Source organism: Niallia sp. FSL R7-0648 (genome assembly GCF_038007005.1).
Classification (GTDB): Bacteria; Bacillota; Bacilli; order Bacillales; family Cytobacillaceae; genus Niallia; species Niallia circulans.
The window spans coordinates 2,382,353-2,398,216 of sequence record NZ_JBBOWE010000001.1 but is presented as its reverse complement, the minus strand read 5'-3'; the positions used below and the strand labels follow the sequence as shown (position 1 = coordinate 2,398,216).

Below are 15,864 nucleotides of genomic sequence, written 5' to 3'. Positions count from 1 at the left end.
TAGGATGAACATTGCTTTAATTGCTCATGATAAAAAGAAAAATGACATGGTTGCTTTTGTTGTTGCTTATAAAAATATATTTGCAAAGCATACTTTATACGCAACTGGAACAACAGGTGGTAGAATTCAAGAAGCAACAGGGTTAGATGTACATCGTTTTCATTCAGGACCACTCGGCGGTGATCAAGAAATTGGCTCGTATATTGCTAATAATGATATGGATATGGTTTTTTTCTTTAGAGATCCTTTAACAGCACAGCCTCATGAACCTGATGTTACAGCATTAATCCGTTTATGTGATGTTTATTCTGTTCCTCTAGCAACAAATATGGGAACTGGAGAAGTATTAATTCGAGGACTCGAGCAAGGTGACATAGATTGGAGAAAGATAGTTCATGGAAAGACAGAACCAGTGGCAAAAAAATTCACAGAAAAACTCAATGATAACTGATGAAATAGATATACTCGCTTTTGGTGCTCATGCCGATGATGTAGAAATCGGCATGGGTGCAACCATTGCAAAATATGCCGCACAGGGGAGAAAGATTATAATTTGTGATTTAACAGAAAGTAATCTTTCTTCAAATGGCACAGTACAAAGACGTAAACAAGAAGCGGAAAAGGCAGGAGAAGTCTTGGGGATTGCTGAAAGGATTACATTGCAGATTCCTGATCGAGGTTTATATCTAGAAGAAAATGCTATAAAAAAAGTAGTGGAAGTGATTCGTACATACAAACCAAAGTTAGTGTTTTCCCCTTATTGGGAAGATAGACATCCGGATCATGGAAATTGCACCAGAATTGTGAAGGAAGCAGTCTTTTCAGCAGGTATAAAAAACTATCGGGTTGGAAATACATCAGCACATAAAGTACAGAATCAATACTATTATATGATAAATGGTTTTCATAAACCTGATTTTGTTATTGATATTAGCGATTATATGGAGCAAAAGCAAGCTAGTCTAAATTGTTATCAAAGTCAATTTGTTAAAGGTGAAAACAGTGTGGAAACCCCATTAACAAATGGTTATATTGACACAATAGAAGCAAGAGAAAAACTGTTTGGCAAAGAAGTTGGTGTGATTTATGCAGAAGGATTTATAAAATCTAAGCCAATATTATTAAATCAAGATTTATTAGGTGGAGACAAATGAAAAAATTAAAAATCGGCATTACCTGTTATCCAACAGTTGGCGGATCAGGGGTTATTGCAACAGAATTAGGAAAGATGCTGGCTGAGAGAGGACACGAAATTCACTTTATTTCTTCCAGTATTCCTTTTCGTTTAAATAAAATGTATCCGAATATTTATTACCATCAAGTGGAAGTAAATCAATATGCTGTTTTTCAATATCCGCCATACGATTTAGCATTAAGCAGCAAAATGGCAGAAGTCATTAATCGAGAAGAGTTAGACTTGCTGCATGTTCACTATGCAATCCCACACGCTGTTTGTGCTATATTAGCAAAACAGATGAGCAACAGGGACGTCAAAATAGTTACAACGCTTCATGGCACGGATATAACAGTACTAGGATATGATCCATCACTTGCAGCGGGAATACGTTTTGGAATTGAAAAATCAGATCTAGTAACAGCAGTTTCTAATTCATTAATCGCACAAACTCATGAAGTAATTGAGCCAAACAAAGAAATACTCCCTGTTTATAATTTTATTGATGAGCGAATTTATCGTAAAGTCGACGCAAGTCATTTGAAAAAAGAACTGGCAATTTCCGATACAGAAAAAGTTGTTATTCATGTCTCTAATTTTAGAGGAGTGAAAAGAGTTACGGATGTTGTACAAGCATTCAAACAAATCGCAAATCAGATTCCAGCAAAACTATTGCTTGTTGGTGATGGACCGGAAATGTCGAAGGTGACCAAATTAGTGGATGAGCTCCAATTAAGACAAAAGGTATTATTCCTTGGCAAACAAGAGAATTTGGAGGAGCTCTATTCTTTAAGTGATCTCATGCTGCTTCTTTCGGAAAAAGAAAGCTTCGGTTTAGTGGCATTAGAAGCGATGGCGTGCGGGGTTCCCGTCATAGGAACAAATGTCGGCGGTATTCCCGAGGTAATTGTTCCAAATGAGACAGGCTATATTTGTGAACTTGGAGATATAGAAGATATTGCTGAGCATTCGATCAAGCTGTTAACGGATGAAAAAAAGCATGCCCAATTTTCACAGCGTTCGATTTCGAGAGTACGAGATTATTTTAAGGCCGATATCATCGTTGACCAATATATAGAGATTTATAAATCTATTTTAGAAACTGGTGAAATGAATGATAAATCCGTTTAAAGAAGCTCTCCCGATTATTAATAAAATCGAGGAAGCGGGTTATGAAGCATATTTTGTAGGAGGAGCAGTTCGCGACCATTTATTAAATAAGCAAATTCATGATATCGATATCGCTTCTTCCGCAACGCCGGAAGAAATTAAATCGATCTTTCCTCACACTATTGATGTGGGGATTGCCCATGGAACCGTGATGGTAATATGGGATCAACATACATATGAAATAACAACTTTTCGAACAGAATCCACATATCGAGATTACCGCAGACCAGAGCAAGTATATTTTGTACGAGAGCTAAAAGAAGATCTAAAACGCCGTGATTTCACCATTAATGCAATGGCAATGGATAAAAACGGCCATGTCATCGATTATTTCAATGGGAAAGAATCCTTAGAAAAGAAAGAAATTAAAACAGTTGGCAATCCGAACGAACGTTTTCAAGAAGACGCGTTAAGAATAATGAGAGGAATTCGGTTTGTGAGTACTTTAGGCTTCCACCTAGAGACAGAAACGCTGAATGGCATTAGAAATAATCGACAGCTGCTTTCAAAAATAGCGGTAGAGAGAATAACCGCTGAATTTGAAAAACTATTACATGGTCCATGGTGTTTGGAAGCTTTAGAAATTATGGTAGAAACTAAGATGTATCAAATTTTACCGATGCTATCCTCAGAAGAAAAAGGGATTTCTAAATTCGCAAAATTACCGCTGACCAAGCTTGAATTGCTAGAAAAATGGGCTGTTTTACTTTTATGTCTAGGAAGGAAGGAGAAGCACCAGATAGAATTGTTTTTGCGAGCATGGAAGTTATCGGTCAAGCAAATAAAGACTATTCAAAAGCTAATATATTGGATGCTGCAAAGAGAACAGATGACTAATTGGTCTAATCAGGCGCTGTATTTTGCTACATTATCTGTTGCGGTTAGTGTGGAAAAAATGTATCAACTTTTAAAAAATAACGAGGTAAACATAGATATTGTTCATCTAGAAGAAAGGTATGAGAAGCTGCCGATTAAATCAATGGAAGAACTTAAAATTGGCGGAAACGATCTATTAAGCTGGACAGAAAAAAAAACTGGTCCGTGGATAAAAGATGTTCTCTCCTTAGTGGAAAGGAATGTCGTAGAAGAAAAGCTTTCTAATGACAAGCAATTAATAAAGGAGTGGCTGAAACAATGTCATCAGATATAAGAAAAGGATTAATTGAAGCCTTTACTAATAACCCTGATCAATATTTATCTGGTGAATCGCTAGCAGAACTTTTAGGGTGTTCGCGAACAGCCATTTGGAAACATATTGAGTCATTGCGAAAAGATGGCTTTATATTAGAAGCTGTCCGCAAAAAAGGCTATCGAATTATCAGTTCACCAGAAAAAATAGTGCCGGATAAAATTTTTTTTGGCTTAAATACGAAGTACATGGGAAGAAATATTCATTTTGAAGACTCGGTGGATTCTACTCAAACTATTGCCCAGAAACTTGCGCTGGAGGGAGCAGAAGAGGGAACATTAGTGATAGCAGAAGAGCAATTAGGGGGCAGAGGACGGTTAGAAAGAAAATGGCAATCACCTAAATATAAGGGAATATGGATGAGTCTTATTTTAAAACCGAACATACCGATAATGAGAGCGCCGCAGCTGACATTGCTGACAGCTGTTGCAGTCGTCCAAGGAATTCATGAAGTAACTGGGGTGCAAGCAGATATTAAATGGCCAAATGATCTTTTATTGCATGGAAAAAAACTAACAGGCATCTTAACAGAAATGCAAGCAGATAGTGATAGAGTTCATTCGTTGATCATCGGAATAGGAATTAATGTGAATCAGCAGCTTGAGGACTTTGAGAAAGATCTCCAATCAAGTGCCACTTCTATTTATCTAGAAACACAAAAGAGCTGGGATCGGGCAGAACTTATCCAAGGAATCATGCTGCAGCTGGAAAAATTATATCAGCTTTATTTAGAGAAAGGTTTTTATCCAATCAAGCTTCTGTGGGAAAGCTATTCGGTGAGTCTAGGACAAAAAGTGACGGCTAATACGCTGAATGGAAGCATAGCGGGACTTGCAAAGGGTATTACAGAAGATGGTGTTTTGCTACTTGAAGATGAGCAAGGTGTTATGCATTCGATTTACTCTGCGGATATTTTGTTGGAAACGTAATTTGCCCATAGTCAGGATAGAGAAATATTTGTTATAATGCTTTTGTCGGGCAGTATCTTAATGAACTGCACCAGTTTGTTTGAATGTGCATAAACCATAATTTAATCTGCCTAGATCCACAATTGGACAAGGACAGAGGGATGAAAATAGACATATAAAACAATCCTTCTATGCTTTGTAGAAGGTTTTTTTTTCGTTTAAAGCCATTCCCTCTTCCTATTTAAAAGGAGGAAAACTTAGTGAAAGCAACAACTGATTTTATCAAAATGAAGCAGAAGGGTGAAAAAATTACGATGCTCACCGCATATGATTACCCTTCTGCTAAATTAGTTGAACAAGCAGGAACAGATTTAATATTGGTAGGGGATTCCTTGGGAATGGTTGTACTTGGATATAATTCTACCGTTCCAGTAACAATGGATGATATGATTCATCATGGAAAAGCGGTTAAACGCGGTGCTGAAGATACGTTTATCGTCATTGATATGCCGTTTATGAGCTATCATTTATCTCGTCGCGATACTTTATTAAATGCAGCAAGCTTGATCCAAGAAACAGGTGCAAATGCAGTAAAACTGGAAGGCGCAGACGATGTAATTGAACAAATCAACTATTTAACAAATGCTGGTATTCCAGTGATGGCGCACTTAGGTTTAACCCCTCAGTCAGTAGGTGTATTAGGTGGTTATAAAGTACAAGGAAAAAGTTCGGATGAAGCGAAGCGGCTTATGGATAATGCATTAAAATGCCAAGCGGCAGGAGCTTTTGCGATAGTATTGGAGTGTGTGCCGATGCAAGTTGCTAAAGAGGTGAGTAAGAGACTGGATATTCCTACAATCGGTATCGGAGCTGGAAGTGAAACAGATGGGCAAGTTCTTGTTTATCACGATTTGATCACATATGGTGTGGATCGAGTTGCAAAATTTGTAAAACAATATGCAAATGTCAATGAAGCTATTTCTCTTGCAATCGATCAATATATTTCTGAAGTGAAAATGGGGGCTTTTCCAGAAATGAAGCATAGCTTTCAGATGAAAGCGGAAGAAATAAAAAGCTTATATGGAGGAAACACCCAATGAATATCCTCACAAATCCAAAGCAATTACAGGATATAACTACTTCGTTACAAAAGAATCAAGTAACCATTGGCTTTGTGCCGACAATGGGGTATCTACATGAAGGACATCGAGCACTGCTTAAAGCTGCAAGAGAACAAAATGAAATTGTTATTATGAGTGTATTTGTCAATCCACTGCAATTTGGGCCAAATGAAGATTTTGCCTCCTATCCAAAAGATTTTGAACATGATAAACAAGTGGCAATGGAAGAAGGAGTAGATTATTTATTTCATCCATCTGTGGAAGAAATGTATCCAGGGCAAATGTCTGTGACTGTTAAAGTGGAAAAACGCACGAACTGTTTATGTGGTAAGTCAAGACCTGGTCATTTTGATGGAGTAGCAACTGTATTAACGAAGTTATTCCATTTAGTTCAGCCGACGAATGTTTATTTTGGTAAAAAAGATGCACAGCAAGTCGCAGTGGTAGATGGATTAATAGAAGATTTTCATTTTCCTATTAATCTAGTTGCGGTTAATACGGTAAGAGAAGAAGATGGCTTAGCAAAGAGTTCTAGAAATGTTCGCCTTACGCCAACCGAAAGGCAAGAGGCAGGTATTTTATATAAAGCTCTTAGTATAGCTAGAAGTGAATTAATAAAAGGAACTGCAGATAGAGAAATATTAAAAAATTCTATTATTGCTTTCATTGAAAGAGAGTCAAGCGGCAAGGTTGACTACTTTGAGATATTATCCTATCCCCAATTAGAGACATTAAAGGAGCTAAATGGGAAGATTATTATTGCGATTGCAGTCCAATTTAGTAAAGCAAGGCTAATAGACAATATAATTTTTGAATTAGACAATGCATCTAGATAAACATATGACTATAATGGAGGGTTATCCTTATGTTTCGGATAATGATGAACGGAAAAATCCATCGAGCTACTGTAACAGAAGCAAACTTAAATTATGTTGGCAGTATTACAATTGATGAAGATATTTTAGATGCGGTTGGAATGGTAGCGAATGAAAAAGTTCAAATTGTAAATAACAATAATGGTGCAAGATTAGAAACATATATTATCCCTGGTGAAAGAGGAACTGGGACGATTTGTTTAAACGGTGCAGCCGCAAGATTAGTTCAAGTAGGAGATATTGTTATTATCATTTCTTATTGTTATGTTTCAAATGAAGAGCTTACCCAGCATAAGCCTAAAGTAGCGATTATGGATGAAAACAATCGTATTACAACTATTCTTCAGCAAGAACCAGAGAAAACAGTGCTATAATAACAGAAAAAACTTAAAACCAAAATAATTATATAAATATTGCTTAATATGTACGTATATGATTCGGATTTCTATTTGGTTGGAATATTTATGTTCCAACCTTTTTTTTCGTTTATTTTTCTCTAAAGTGTAAAAGTAACGAAAAAAAAAGCACAATAAAAGAATCATTACATAAAGCAGGAACATCTTTCCCTTTTTTCATTTTTATGATACCGTTTGATTGACTGAAAGTTTGAGGTGGACGTAATGAGTAACAAATTTGTAGTAGTTGATTTGGAGACAAACGGTAATTCTCCGAGAAAAGGGGATCGAATCATACAGTTTGCAGCGGTGGTTATAGAGAATGGGAAGATTGTTGAGGAGTACTCTTCCTTACTTAATCCTCTTCAGCCGATAACTCCGTTTATTGAAGAATTAACTGGAATCACAGATGAAATGGTGGAATCAGCACCAATTTTCGAAGAAATAGCAGACAAAATTGTTCATTTATTAGAAGATGCTTATTTTGTTGCACATAATGTTTTATTTGATTTATCTTTTTTAAATGAAGAGCTAGAACAGGCAGGTTGTAGACAATTTTATGGTCCTATCCTTGATACAGTCGAACTAGCAAGGATTTTATACCCTACAGCAGACAGTTATAAATTAACAGACCTTGCCGCACAGGAAGGGATTGTCCATACAAGACCACATCAGGCTGATAGTGATGCTTATGTGACAGCAGAACTATTGCTTTTATTGCTAAAGAAACTGAATGCACTGCCTCAAGTTACGACAAAGCAATTAGAATTTCTAAGTTCATCGCTAAAAAGCGATTTAGATATTTATTTACAAACATTACTTCAAGAGAAACAATCAAAAGTTGAGTATATACCTGAAAGCTGGGAAATATATCGTGGATTAACACTTAAAAGATTACCTAATAATTTGATTAGTAGCCAAAGTAAAGATTATACTGTTTCTTTTGATGTAAATAATGTTGAAAAACGAATGAAAGATACTTTGTCTTTTTATCAAAAAAGAGAAGGACAGCTAGAAATGATGAATGCCGTTCATCAAGCACTAACAAGTAATCAGCATGGGCTTATTGAAGCTGGTACCGGTGTCGGAAAGTCTCTTGGTTATTTAGTGCCAGCAGCTTATTTTTCGATAGAGAATAAAGAGCAAGTTATTATTAGTACATTTACAACTCAGTTACAGGAACAACTGTTTCATAAAGACTTGCCTTTGCTTAAAAGAATTCTTCCGTTTCCTATTACTTATACGCTTTTAAAAGGCAGAAATCACTATATTAGTTTAGATAAATTTGAAATATCTCTAAAGGAGCAAGAGGATAACTATGATATTGTTTTAACAAAAATGCAGATTTTAGTGTGGTTAACCGAAACCGAAACGGGAGATAAAGATGAATTAAATTTAACAAGCGGTGGAATAAATTATTGGGAAAAAATAAAAAATGACGGAAATTTTTCATTACCAATTTCAAAAGAATGGGCCCAGAAGGATTTTTATCGGAGAACCCGGAATGCTGCTCAAAAGGCTAATATGATTATTACGAATCATGCTTTGCTTGTAAAAGATCTAACAGCAGATCAACATTTGCTTCCATCTTATCATTATGCCATTATCGATGAGGGCCATCATTTTGAAAAAACAGCTACTAAGCATTTTGGTTTCCGCTTTTCATATGTAGCCGTACGATTAAGTATTAATGCGATTGGGACGACAGATCAAAAGCAGCTTATGTATCATTTAGAACATTTGCTAGGTGATTTATCTCTAACGGAAAAAGTGGAATTCAATCAATTTATTTCATCGTTACATGTAGAATTAGATGAACTGTTTCATGCTGTTCTACGTTATGTGAAAAAAACAAATCAGTCAAGTAAAGAAGGAAAAGGCAGCTACCGTTTAAAGAAAACCGAAACAGGAGATTGGAATGCAGTCAAAAGCGTTGCAGAGAGAATGGTTTTTCTATGGAAGGATGGAAGAAACGCGCTTGGAGAGAAAGTGCTTCGATTAAAAGAGCAAAATAGAAAATTTAGCTCTTCGCAAATGCTTGTAGTTGAACGAATTGAATCGATATTAAATGACTGGCAAATATATATTAATCATTTGCGAGAGATGTTTTTGCGTGAAGGAGACAATATAGCCTGGTTGGAAGCAGATAAGAAAAGTTTTCCTAATAATGCTGTTTTGTATACACAGCCATCTTCTGTTGCAGAACCTTTACAGAATCGTTTTTTTAATCAGAAACAAAGTATTGTTTTTACCTCCGCAACTATAACTGTAAATAATTCATTTGATTACTATTTGAAAGTTTTAGGGCTAGGAAAAAACCAGTTAGAGGTTCAAATTGATTCACCATTTAAGTATGAGAAACAAGTACAGCTGCTTATTCCAACAGATGTACCCGAAGTGAATACAGTCTCATTAAATGAGTATGTATCGACTATTGGCGAACAAATCATTAATATCGCGCAAGCTACAAAAGGGAGAATGCTTATTCTTTTCACAGCAAATGATATGCTGAAAAAGACATATGATTACATGAAAGAAAGTGGCTGTCTAGAAGAATATGCTATTTTGGCCCAAGGAATTACTAATGGAAGCCGAATGAGATTAACACGTAATTTTCAACGATACGATAAGGCGATATTATTGGGAACAAATAGTTTTTGGGAAGGCATTGATATTCCAGGAGAAGACTTAACCTGCCTAATTATTGTTAGACTTCCCTTTTCTTCACCAGAAGATCCTTTAACAGAAGCGAAAAATGAACGCATTAAGAATGAGGGCGGAAATCCGTTTTTAGAAAATAGTCTTCCAGAGGCAGTTTTGCGATTTAAACAAGGATTCGGAAGATTAATTCGTACAGAAGAAGATAAAGGATTTATAATTGTATTTGATCGGCGCATTGTTTCCACTTCTTATGGGGAAACATTTTTAAAGTCTATTCCTGCTGTACCAATTAAGCAGCAAAATAATGCCAAAATGGTCGAGTTTATTGAAAAGTGGCTGAAGTAGAAGTAGATAACCCTTCTGTTATCTTATTAATGCAGCTTGCATACACATCAACTTTTAAAGGAACAGAATTTCTGTTAAAAAATAGAAAAGGAAGTGGATGCAGGCTGGTCATTTCTAGAAAAAACTACTGATTATTAGTATTATTATTTCTTTCTGTTTATAAATCCTGTTATAATAACCTATGTATAAAATATTGTATTAAAGAAGTGATGAAAATGAAGAAATGGATTTGGATAATTGTCGTTGTTGTTCTTATTGGACTAGCTGTAAGTATTAATACATATGTTCAAGCGATGAAGCCTGTTAAATCTGCAAGGGAAGTAGCGGAAGATATTGCTAAGAAAGAAGTCGATTTGAAAGAAGTCGACAACTTTCAATTATATAATGGCAAGGAAGCCTATTATATTTTAGAAGGTAAAAACGATGATAATAAGGATATTATTGTTTGGATTAATGAAAAAAACCATAAAGTTACCGAGAAATTGAAAAAAGATGGGCTGACCAAACAAGAAGCGCTTAATATATTATTATCGAAGCAGACGCCAGAAAAAGTCAATCATGTGCGTTTAGGAATGTATGATGGCATACCGGTATGGGAGATCTATTCTCATACAAATAAAGACTCCATAAACTATCATTGGATAGACTTTGAAACAGGAGAAATTCTTTTAACAATTGAAAATTATTAACCAATAGGAGTGGTAAATAACAATGAAAATTCAGTTAGCACAAAGAGTGAATGCATTAACTCCATCAACAACTTTGGCCATTACTGCAAAAGCAGCCAGTTTAAAAGCAGATGGTCATGATGTGATCGGTTTAGGAGCTGGAGAGCCTGATTTTAACACTCCTCAAAATATTATTGACGCTGCAGTTAGAAGCATGAATGAAGGACATACAAAATACACTCCAGCATCAGGTTTACAAGCATTAAAAAAGGAAATTGCGGCAAAGTTAAAGCGAGACCAACAGCTGGATTATGAAACAAATCAGATTATCGTCACAAATGGAGCAAAACATGGATTATATACTTTGTTCCAAGTAATTTTGGACAAAGGGGACGAAGTTATTATCCCTACGCCTTATTGGGTTAGTTATCCAGAACAAGTGAAGCTGGCAGAAGGAGAGCCTGTTTTTATTAAAGGTTATGAATCAAATGAATTTAAGATTACCCCTGAACAATTAAAAGAGGCTATTACTTCCAAAACGAAAGCAATCATTATCAATTCACCAAGTAATCCAACTGGAATGATCTATACAGAAGAAGAATTAAAAGCAATTGGGGACATTTGTCTAGAACATAATATTTTAATTATATCGGATGAAATTTATGAAAAGTTAGTTTATGGAGATAACAAGCATGTATCAATTGCTTCTTTATCCCCTGAGCTGAAGAAAGCCACTATTATTATCAATGGGGTTTCAAAATCTCACTCCATGACTGGCTGGAGAATTGGCTATGCAGCGGGTTCTAAAGAAATTATTACAGCGATGACAAATCTAGCGAGTCACAGTACTTCAAACCCGACGACACCATCTCAGTATGCAACGATAGAAGCATATGCAGGCCCGCAAGATTCAGTCGAAGAAATGCGTCAAGCATTTAATAAGCGCTTAGATATTATTCATGAAAAATTAAATAATATTCCTGGGTTTTCATGTCTAAAACCCCAAGGAGCGTTTTATCTTTTCCCTAATGTGCAAAAGGCTGTAGAATTAACTGGATTTAAGTCTGTAGATGAGTTTTCAACAGCTTTATTAGAAGAGGCATTAGTAGCAGTTGTTCCAGGTTCAGGATTTGGAGCAGATAGTTACATCCGACTATCTTATGCAACATCACTTGAAAAACTAGAAGCAGCAGTAACGCGAATGGAGCAATTTGTCGAAAAAAAAATAGTCGTTAACAAGTAAAGTTTTATTAGTAGAGTATGCCCACAAAGATACTATTTCTTTTAGGGCATTCTTTCTTTTTCTGTTATTTATTTTTGAAGAGAAATTGACCGGAGTAGGATTAAATAAAAGAAAAGTCGTTGTATACGCTAATATTATCCTGGAAGGTGATCGATAGTGTTGATTGTCTACAGATGTAAAGGTATAATGTTTTGGTAGAATATTTTTTTATGGTGTAGAATGATTTCTATTAAATCTGCTACTAAGAGTAGAAACAATCGGTCGTTAATCCCATTTATTTTTCTATAGGGTGTACCGAAGTATCTATTTAAGTACATATATTTATTTGTTTTTGGAGGAGTTAATCGTGATTAAAGCAACTATTGCCGAGTTACCAAAATATGTTGATAAAGAGGTTAAAGTAGGCGCGTGGATTGCCAACAAGCGTTCTAGCGGAAAAATTGCCTTTTTACAACTTCGCGACGGATCAGGATTTGTACAAGGAGTTATTGTCAAAAGTGACGTAGCAGAGGAAGTTTTCCAAACAGCTAAATCAATTACTCAAGAATCATCTGTATATGTCACTGGTACTGTTCAAAAGGATGAACGTTCTCCGTTTGGATATGAGTTATTAGTAACAAATATTGAATTGATTCATACTTCAACAGATTACCCGATAACGCCAAAAGAACATGGAACAGAGTTCTTGATGGATAATCGTCATTTATGGTTACGTTCTAAGCGCCAGCATGCAGTAATGAAAGTAAGAAATGAAATAATACGTGCAACATATGAATTTTTTAATGAAAACGGCTTTGTAAAAGTAGATCCACCAATTCTGACAGGAAGTGCTCCTGAGGGTACAACAGAACTATTTGCAACTAAGTATTTTGAGGAAGATGCTTATCTGTCACAAAGTGGACAACTTTATATGGAAGCAGCTGCAATGGCTTTAGGAAAGGTGTTTTCATTTGGCCCTACATTCCGTGCCGAAAAATCTAAAACTCGTCGTCATTTAATCGAGTTTTGGATGATTGAGCCTGAAATGGCATTTGTAGAGTTTGATGAGAATTTAGAAGTTCAAGAACAATACGTATCATATGTTGTTCAATCTGTGTTGAAAAATTGTCAGCTTGAGCTTAACACTTTAGGAAGAGATGTTTCTAAATTAGAGAAAATCACTGCTCCTTTCCCTAGAATAAGCTATGACGATGCAATCACATTCTTACATGAAAAAGGCTTTGATGATATCGAATGGGGAGATGACTTTGGGTCTCCGCATGAAACAGCGATTGCGGAAAGTTTTGATAAGCCTGTGTTTATCACACATTATCCAACTAAAATTAAACCTTTCTATATGCAGCCAGACCCTGAAAGAGAAGATGTTGTCCTTTGCGCAGATTTAATTGCTCCAGAAGGCTATGGTGAAATTATTGGTGGTTCTGAGCGTATCCATGATATGGATCTATTAAATAAACGTGTAGAAGAGCATCAGCTAGATCCAGAAACATACAAATGGTATCTAGAACTAAGAGAATATGGTTCAGTACCTCATTCTGGTTTTGGTCTTGGATTAGAAAGAACAGTTGCTTGGATTACAGGAGTGGAGCATGTTCGTGAAACGATTCCATTCCCAAGATTATTAAATCGTCTATATCCTTAATCAACAAGGGTAGAAAATACGGAAAGTTTAGGAGGAAGACCTCACAGCGAATACACAGTGTGAGGTTTTCATCTTTGATAACATTCCTTGTTTTCTCCCTTCTTCTTTTTGTTAACTATTGCTAGGTTTGGGTGATTTTCATTATTACATGCTTATTGCCAACATGATATACTTAATTAGAGGTGTCCTTATGAATAAAACAATTTTTTTAAAATGGCTGCAAGAAGGGAATGTAAATATTCCTTCCACACTTCTAACACATTACAAACATTTAAAAATAAATGAAAAAGAATTAGTTCTTTTACTGCAAGTACATTATTACTTAGAACGAGGGAAGGATTTTCCGACCCCTGCAGAAATAGCTGCGCAAATGACGATAGATATTAATGAATGTCATGAATTATTGAGTCAACTTATCCGCAAAGGCTTTATCGACATATTAGATGGAAATAGTGATACTGGAATCCGATTTGAGAGATATTCATTAGAGCCTCTTTGGAATAAATTAATTGAGCAATTTCTCCTAAATAATAAAAAAGAAGAAGAAGCTTTAATAGAAAAAGAAGAATCAGATTTATATACTTGTTTTGAAAGAGAATTTGGAAGACCATTGTCTCCTTTTGAAATTGAAACGTTAAATATGTGGGTTGACGACGATCAGCATGAAATAGTAATTATAAAAGCAGCGCTTAGGGAAGCTGTGATTTCAGGTAAATTAAATTTTCGTTATATTGACCGAATCTTGTTTGAATGGAAAAAGAACGGAATTAAGACAATCGAGCAAGCAAAGAGCCATGGGAAAAAGTTTAGACAGCATCAATCTGTTGGTTATAAAGCAGAACAATCAGAAGAATCTTCTAACAACAAGACTGTGCCATTTTATAATTGGTTGGATCAATAATCTTTTGATGGAGAAGAAGGATGTATAGGCAAAAATAAGCAGGAGGCTCCTTTTTTCTTTCCTCCTGAGTACTAATTGTTCTTCCTAATATAGGATAAAAAGTAGCATACTTGTGTAAAAAAGCAACATTGAAAGCTAGGATTGTCACTAGAATAACGTTTAGACTTTCATTAAAACATCTATCAAATAGAAAGATTTCTTAGGTAGATAGATGTTAGTCTTACTATTCTTAGGATGACCCTTTTTTTTATAGAGAGTAAGTATATTCATTTCGGAGGATCACATGTTAAAAAAAGATGAAATTAGATATTGTCTAGATACGATGGGAGAGATGTTTCCAGAAGCGCATTGTGAATTAGTTCATTCTAATCCGTTTGAATTAGTGATTGCCGTATCATTATCTGCCCAGTGTACCGATGCCCTTGTTAATAAGGTAACAAAAAATTTATTTCAAAAATATAAAACACCAGAAGATTATTTGAGTGTTCCCTTAGAAGAATTACAGAATGATATTCGTTCGATCGGCTTATATCGAAATAAAGCCAAAAATATTCAAAAACTATGCCAAATGGTTTTAGACAAATATAATGGGGAAATACCAATGGATCGGGATGAACTGATTAATTTACCTGGTGTCGGAAGAAAAACGGCTAATGTCGTTGTTTCTGTCGCTTATAATATTCCCGCTATTGCTGTTGATACACATGTGGAGAGAGTTAGTAAGCGATTAGGTTTTTGTCGTTGGAAAGACTCCGTTTTAGAAGTAGAGAAAACACTTATGAAAAAAGTTCCCAAAGAGGAATGGTCTGTAACGCATCATCGTATGATCTTTTTTGGAAGATATCACTGTAAAGCTCAAAACCCGCAATGCGAGGCTTGTCCACTACTAGCATTGTGCCGAGAAGGGAAAAAGAGAATGAAGACGAAGGGGATAGTCTAATGGCTAACAATCAATTAGATGCACCACCTGAGCTTATATATGGACCGTTCCCAGCTGTAAAGCAATTTCCTAGTATCGCTCCGGATAGCTTTGAACTAATGCCAGCTTTTTTGCATGAGGCTAATTACTATCATAATAAGGTAGTTTATCAGCCATGGAATAAAGCAAACTTTTCTGAGTGTGTAAAATTGGTTTTTGATAAGTGGAGACAGCTTAAACAGGAAATACAATTATTTGTGAAAGAAAGAGATTCTAATAGGCTTCAACAAGGACTAACGATTGGAGTGGAATACTTTTTAGAATGTTTATATTGGGTTAACGAAAAACCGGTCACATTTAAAAATGGTTTAGTAGATCCTAGTTTAGAAGTAAAACCTTTCAATTTAGAAGATCGACTTCAGTTTATATTAAAAAGATTAAATGGTTATCATTCCTTTAAACAGCTGGATGAGCTATATAAAGAATTAGAAAAACAGTTTGCGATTAAATTAGTAAGATTAAAGAGAAGCAATTAAATAGTAGAAAAAGCTGGAACATAAATGTTCTATCAAAAAAACCCCAACCAATTATACGGAGGTGATAACTTTGTATAATTGGTTGGGTTTTTTATTCATTAATAAAAGAGGTCAGGT

At 35.4% G+C, this 15,864-nt stretch carries 15 protein-coding genes; all 15 read left to right on the top strand.

All coding sequences use genetic code 11. The annotated features are described in order from the left end of the window. Nucleotides 1-4 precede the first annotated feature (4 nt). Entirely contained in the window at nt 5-451 is a 447-nt protein-coding gene (mgsA, locus tag NSQ89_RS11605; protein WP_047940383.1) for a methylglyoxal synthase, read from the top strand. Beyond that, nucleotides 441-1,154 carry a bacillithiol biosynthesis deacetylase BshB1 gene (bshB1, locus tag NSQ89_RS11600; protein ID WP_047940688.1) on the top strand — a complete coding sequence of 238 codons (714 nt, stop codon included), beginning with the start codon at nt 441-443 and terminating at the stop codon, nt 1,152-1,154. Before mgsA ends, bshB1 begins: the two co-directional genes overlap by 11 nt. Continuing rightward, complete coding sequence (gene bshA, locus NSQ89_RS11595; protein WP_095259092.1) at nt 1,151-2,305, top strand: N-acetyl-alpha-D-glucosaminyl L-malate synthase BshA; 1,155 nt, start codon at nt 1,151-1,153, stop codon at nt 2,303-2,305. The genes bshB1 and bshA overlap by 4 nt, the downstream gene beginning before the upstream one ends. Then, nucleotides 2,289-3,494, top strand: coding sequence for a CCA tRNA nucleotidyltransferase (locus NSQ89_RS11590; protein ID WP_341132643.1), 1,206 nt, complete (start codon nt 2,289-2,291; stop codon nt 3,492-3,494). The genes bshA and NSQ89_RS11590 overlap by 17 nt, the downstream gene beginning before the upstream one ends. Next, nucleotides 3,479-4,462 carry a biotin--[acetyl-CoA-carboxylase] ligase gene (locus NSQ89_RS11585; RefSeq protein WP_095322309.1) on the top strand — a complete coding sequence of 328 codons (984 nt, stop codon included), beginning with the start codon at nt 3,479-3,481 and terminating at the stop codon, nt 4,460-4,462. The genes NSQ89_RS11590 and NSQ89_RS11585 overlap by 16 nt, the downstream gene beginning before the upstream one ends. Before the next feature lie 239 nt (nt 4,463-4,701). Beyond that, on the top strand, nt 4,702-5,541 hold the full coding sequence (panB, locus tag NSQ89_RS11580; protein WP_047940387.1) for a 3-methyl-2-oxobutanoate hydroxymethyltransferase: 840 nt from the start codon (nt 4,702-4,704) through the stop codon (nt 5,539-5,541). Continuing rightward, nucleotides 5,538-6,398: a pantoate--beta-alanine ligase gene (gene panC, locus NSQ89_RS11575; protein ID WP_341132642.1), complete on the top strand. Its 861-nt coding sequence runs from the start codon at nt 5,538-5,540 to the stop codon at nt 6,396-6,398. Before panB ends, panC begins: the two co-directional genes overlap by 4 nt. Nucleotides 6,399-6,427: 29 nt before the next feature. After that, the gene (panD, locus tag NSQ89_RS11570) at nt 6,428-6,811 is read left to right on the top strand and encodes an aspartate 1-decarboxylase (protein WP_047940389.1); all 384 of its coding nucleotides are present in this window, start codon (nt 6,428-6,430) and stop codon (nt 6,809-6,811) included. A 246-nt stretch (nt 6,812-7,057) separates the two neighbouring features. Beyond that, entirely contained in the window at nt 7,058-9,838 is a 2,781-nt protein-coding gene (dinG, locus tag NSQ89_RS11565; protein ID WP_341132641.1) for an ATP-dependent DNA helicase DinG, read from the top strand. Nucleotides 9,839-10,053: 215 nt separating this feature from the next. Beyond that, nucleotides 10,054-10,527: a cell wall elongation regulator TseB-like domain-containing protein gene (locus NSQ89_RS11560; protein ID WP_341132640.1), complete on the top strand. Its 474-nt coding sequence runs from the start codon at nt 10,054-10,056 to the stop codon at nt 10,525-10,527. A 22-nt stretch (nt 10,528-10,549) separates the two neighbouring features. Then, complete coding sequence (locus NSQ89_RS11555; protein ID WP_336044835.1) at nt 10,550-11,749, top strand: pyridoxal phosphate-dependent aminotransferase; 1,200 nt, start codon at nt 10,550-10,552, stop codon at nt 11,747-11,749. A 346-nt stretch (nt 11,750-12,095) separates the two neighbouring features. Then, a complete protein-coding gene (gene asnS / locus NSQ89_RS11550; RefSeq protein ID WP_047940393.1) occupies nt 12,096-13,391 on the top strand; it encodes an asparagine--tRNA ligase in 1,296 nt (431 codons plus the stop codon). A gap of 190 nt (nt 13,392-13,581) precedes the next feature. Next, the gene (locus NSQ89_RS11545; protein ID WP_061796476.1) at nt 13,582-14,292 is read left to right on the top strand and encodes a DnaD domain-containing protein; all 711 of its coding nucleotides are present in this window, start codon (nt 13,582-13,584) and stop codon (nt 14,290-14,292) included. A 283-nt stretch (nt 14,293-14,575) separates the two neighbouring features. Then, nucleotides 14,576-15,232 (top strand): endonuclease III, encoded by a 657-nt coding sequence (nth, locus tag NSQ89_RS11540; protein ID WP_047940395.1) that lies wholly within the window; start codon nt 14,576-14,578, stop codon nt 15,230-15,232. Further along, on the top strand, nt 15,232-15,747 hold the full coding sequence (locus NSQ89_RS11535) for a YpoC family protein (RefSeq protein ID WP_053215562.1): 516 nt from the start codon (nt 15,232-15,234) through the stop codon (nt 15,745-15,747). The genes nth and NSQ89_RS11535 overlap by 1 nt, the downstream gene beginning before the upstream one ends. Nucleotides 15,748-15,864: the final 117 nt, after the last annotated feature.

Bases quoted from the DNA above. Each gene is read 5' to 3' on its own strand.
- mgsA (WP_047940383.1), top strand. From the start codon at position 5: ATGAACATTGCTTTAATTGCTCATGATAAAAAGAAAAATGACATGGTT.
- bshB1 (WP_047940688.1), top strand. From the start codon at position 441: ATGATAACTGATGAAATAGATATACTCGCTTTTGGTGCTCATGCCGAT.
- bshA (WP_095259092.1), top strand. From the start codon at position 1,151: ATGAAAAAATTAAAAATCGGCATTACCTGTTATCCAACAGTTGGCGGA.
- NSQ89_RS11590 (WP_341132643.1), top strand. From the start codon at position 2,289: ATGATAAATCCGTTTAAAGAAGCTCTCCCGATTATTAATAAAATCGAG.
- NSQ89_RS11585 (WP_095322309.1), top strand. From the start codon at position 3,479: ATGTCATCAGATATAAGAAAAGGATTAATTGAAGCCTTTACTAATAAC.
- panC (WP_341132642.1), top strand. From the start codon at position 5,538: ATGAATATCCTCACAAATCCAAAGCAATTACAGGATATAACTACTTCG.
- panD (WP_047940389.1), top strand. From the start codon at position 6,428: ATGTTTCGGATAATGATGAACGGAAAAATCCATCGAGCTACTGTAACA.
- dinG (WP_341132641.1), top strand. From the start codon at position 7,058: ATGAGTAACAAATTTGTAGTAGTTGATTTGGAGACAAACGGTAATTCT.
- NSQ89_RS11560 (WP_341132640.1), top strand. From the start codon at position 10,054: ATGAAGAAATGGATTTGGATAATTGTCGTTGTTGTTCTTATTGGACTA.
- NSQ89_RS11555 (WP_336044835.1), top strand. From the start codon at position 10,550: ATGAAAATTCAGTTAGCACAAAGAGTGAATGCATTAACTCCATCAACA.
- NSQ89_RS11545 (WP_061796476.1), top strand. From the start codon at position 13,582: ATGAATAAAACAATTTTTTTAAAATGGCTGCAAGAAGGGAATGTAAAT.
- nth (WP_047940395.1), top strand. From the start codon at position 14,576: ATGTTAAAAAAAGATGAAATTAGATATTGTCTAGATACGATGGGAGAG.
- NSQ89_RS11535 (WP_053215562.1), top strand. From the start codon at position 15,232: ATGGCTAACAATCAATTAGATGCACCACCTGAGCTTATATATGGACCG.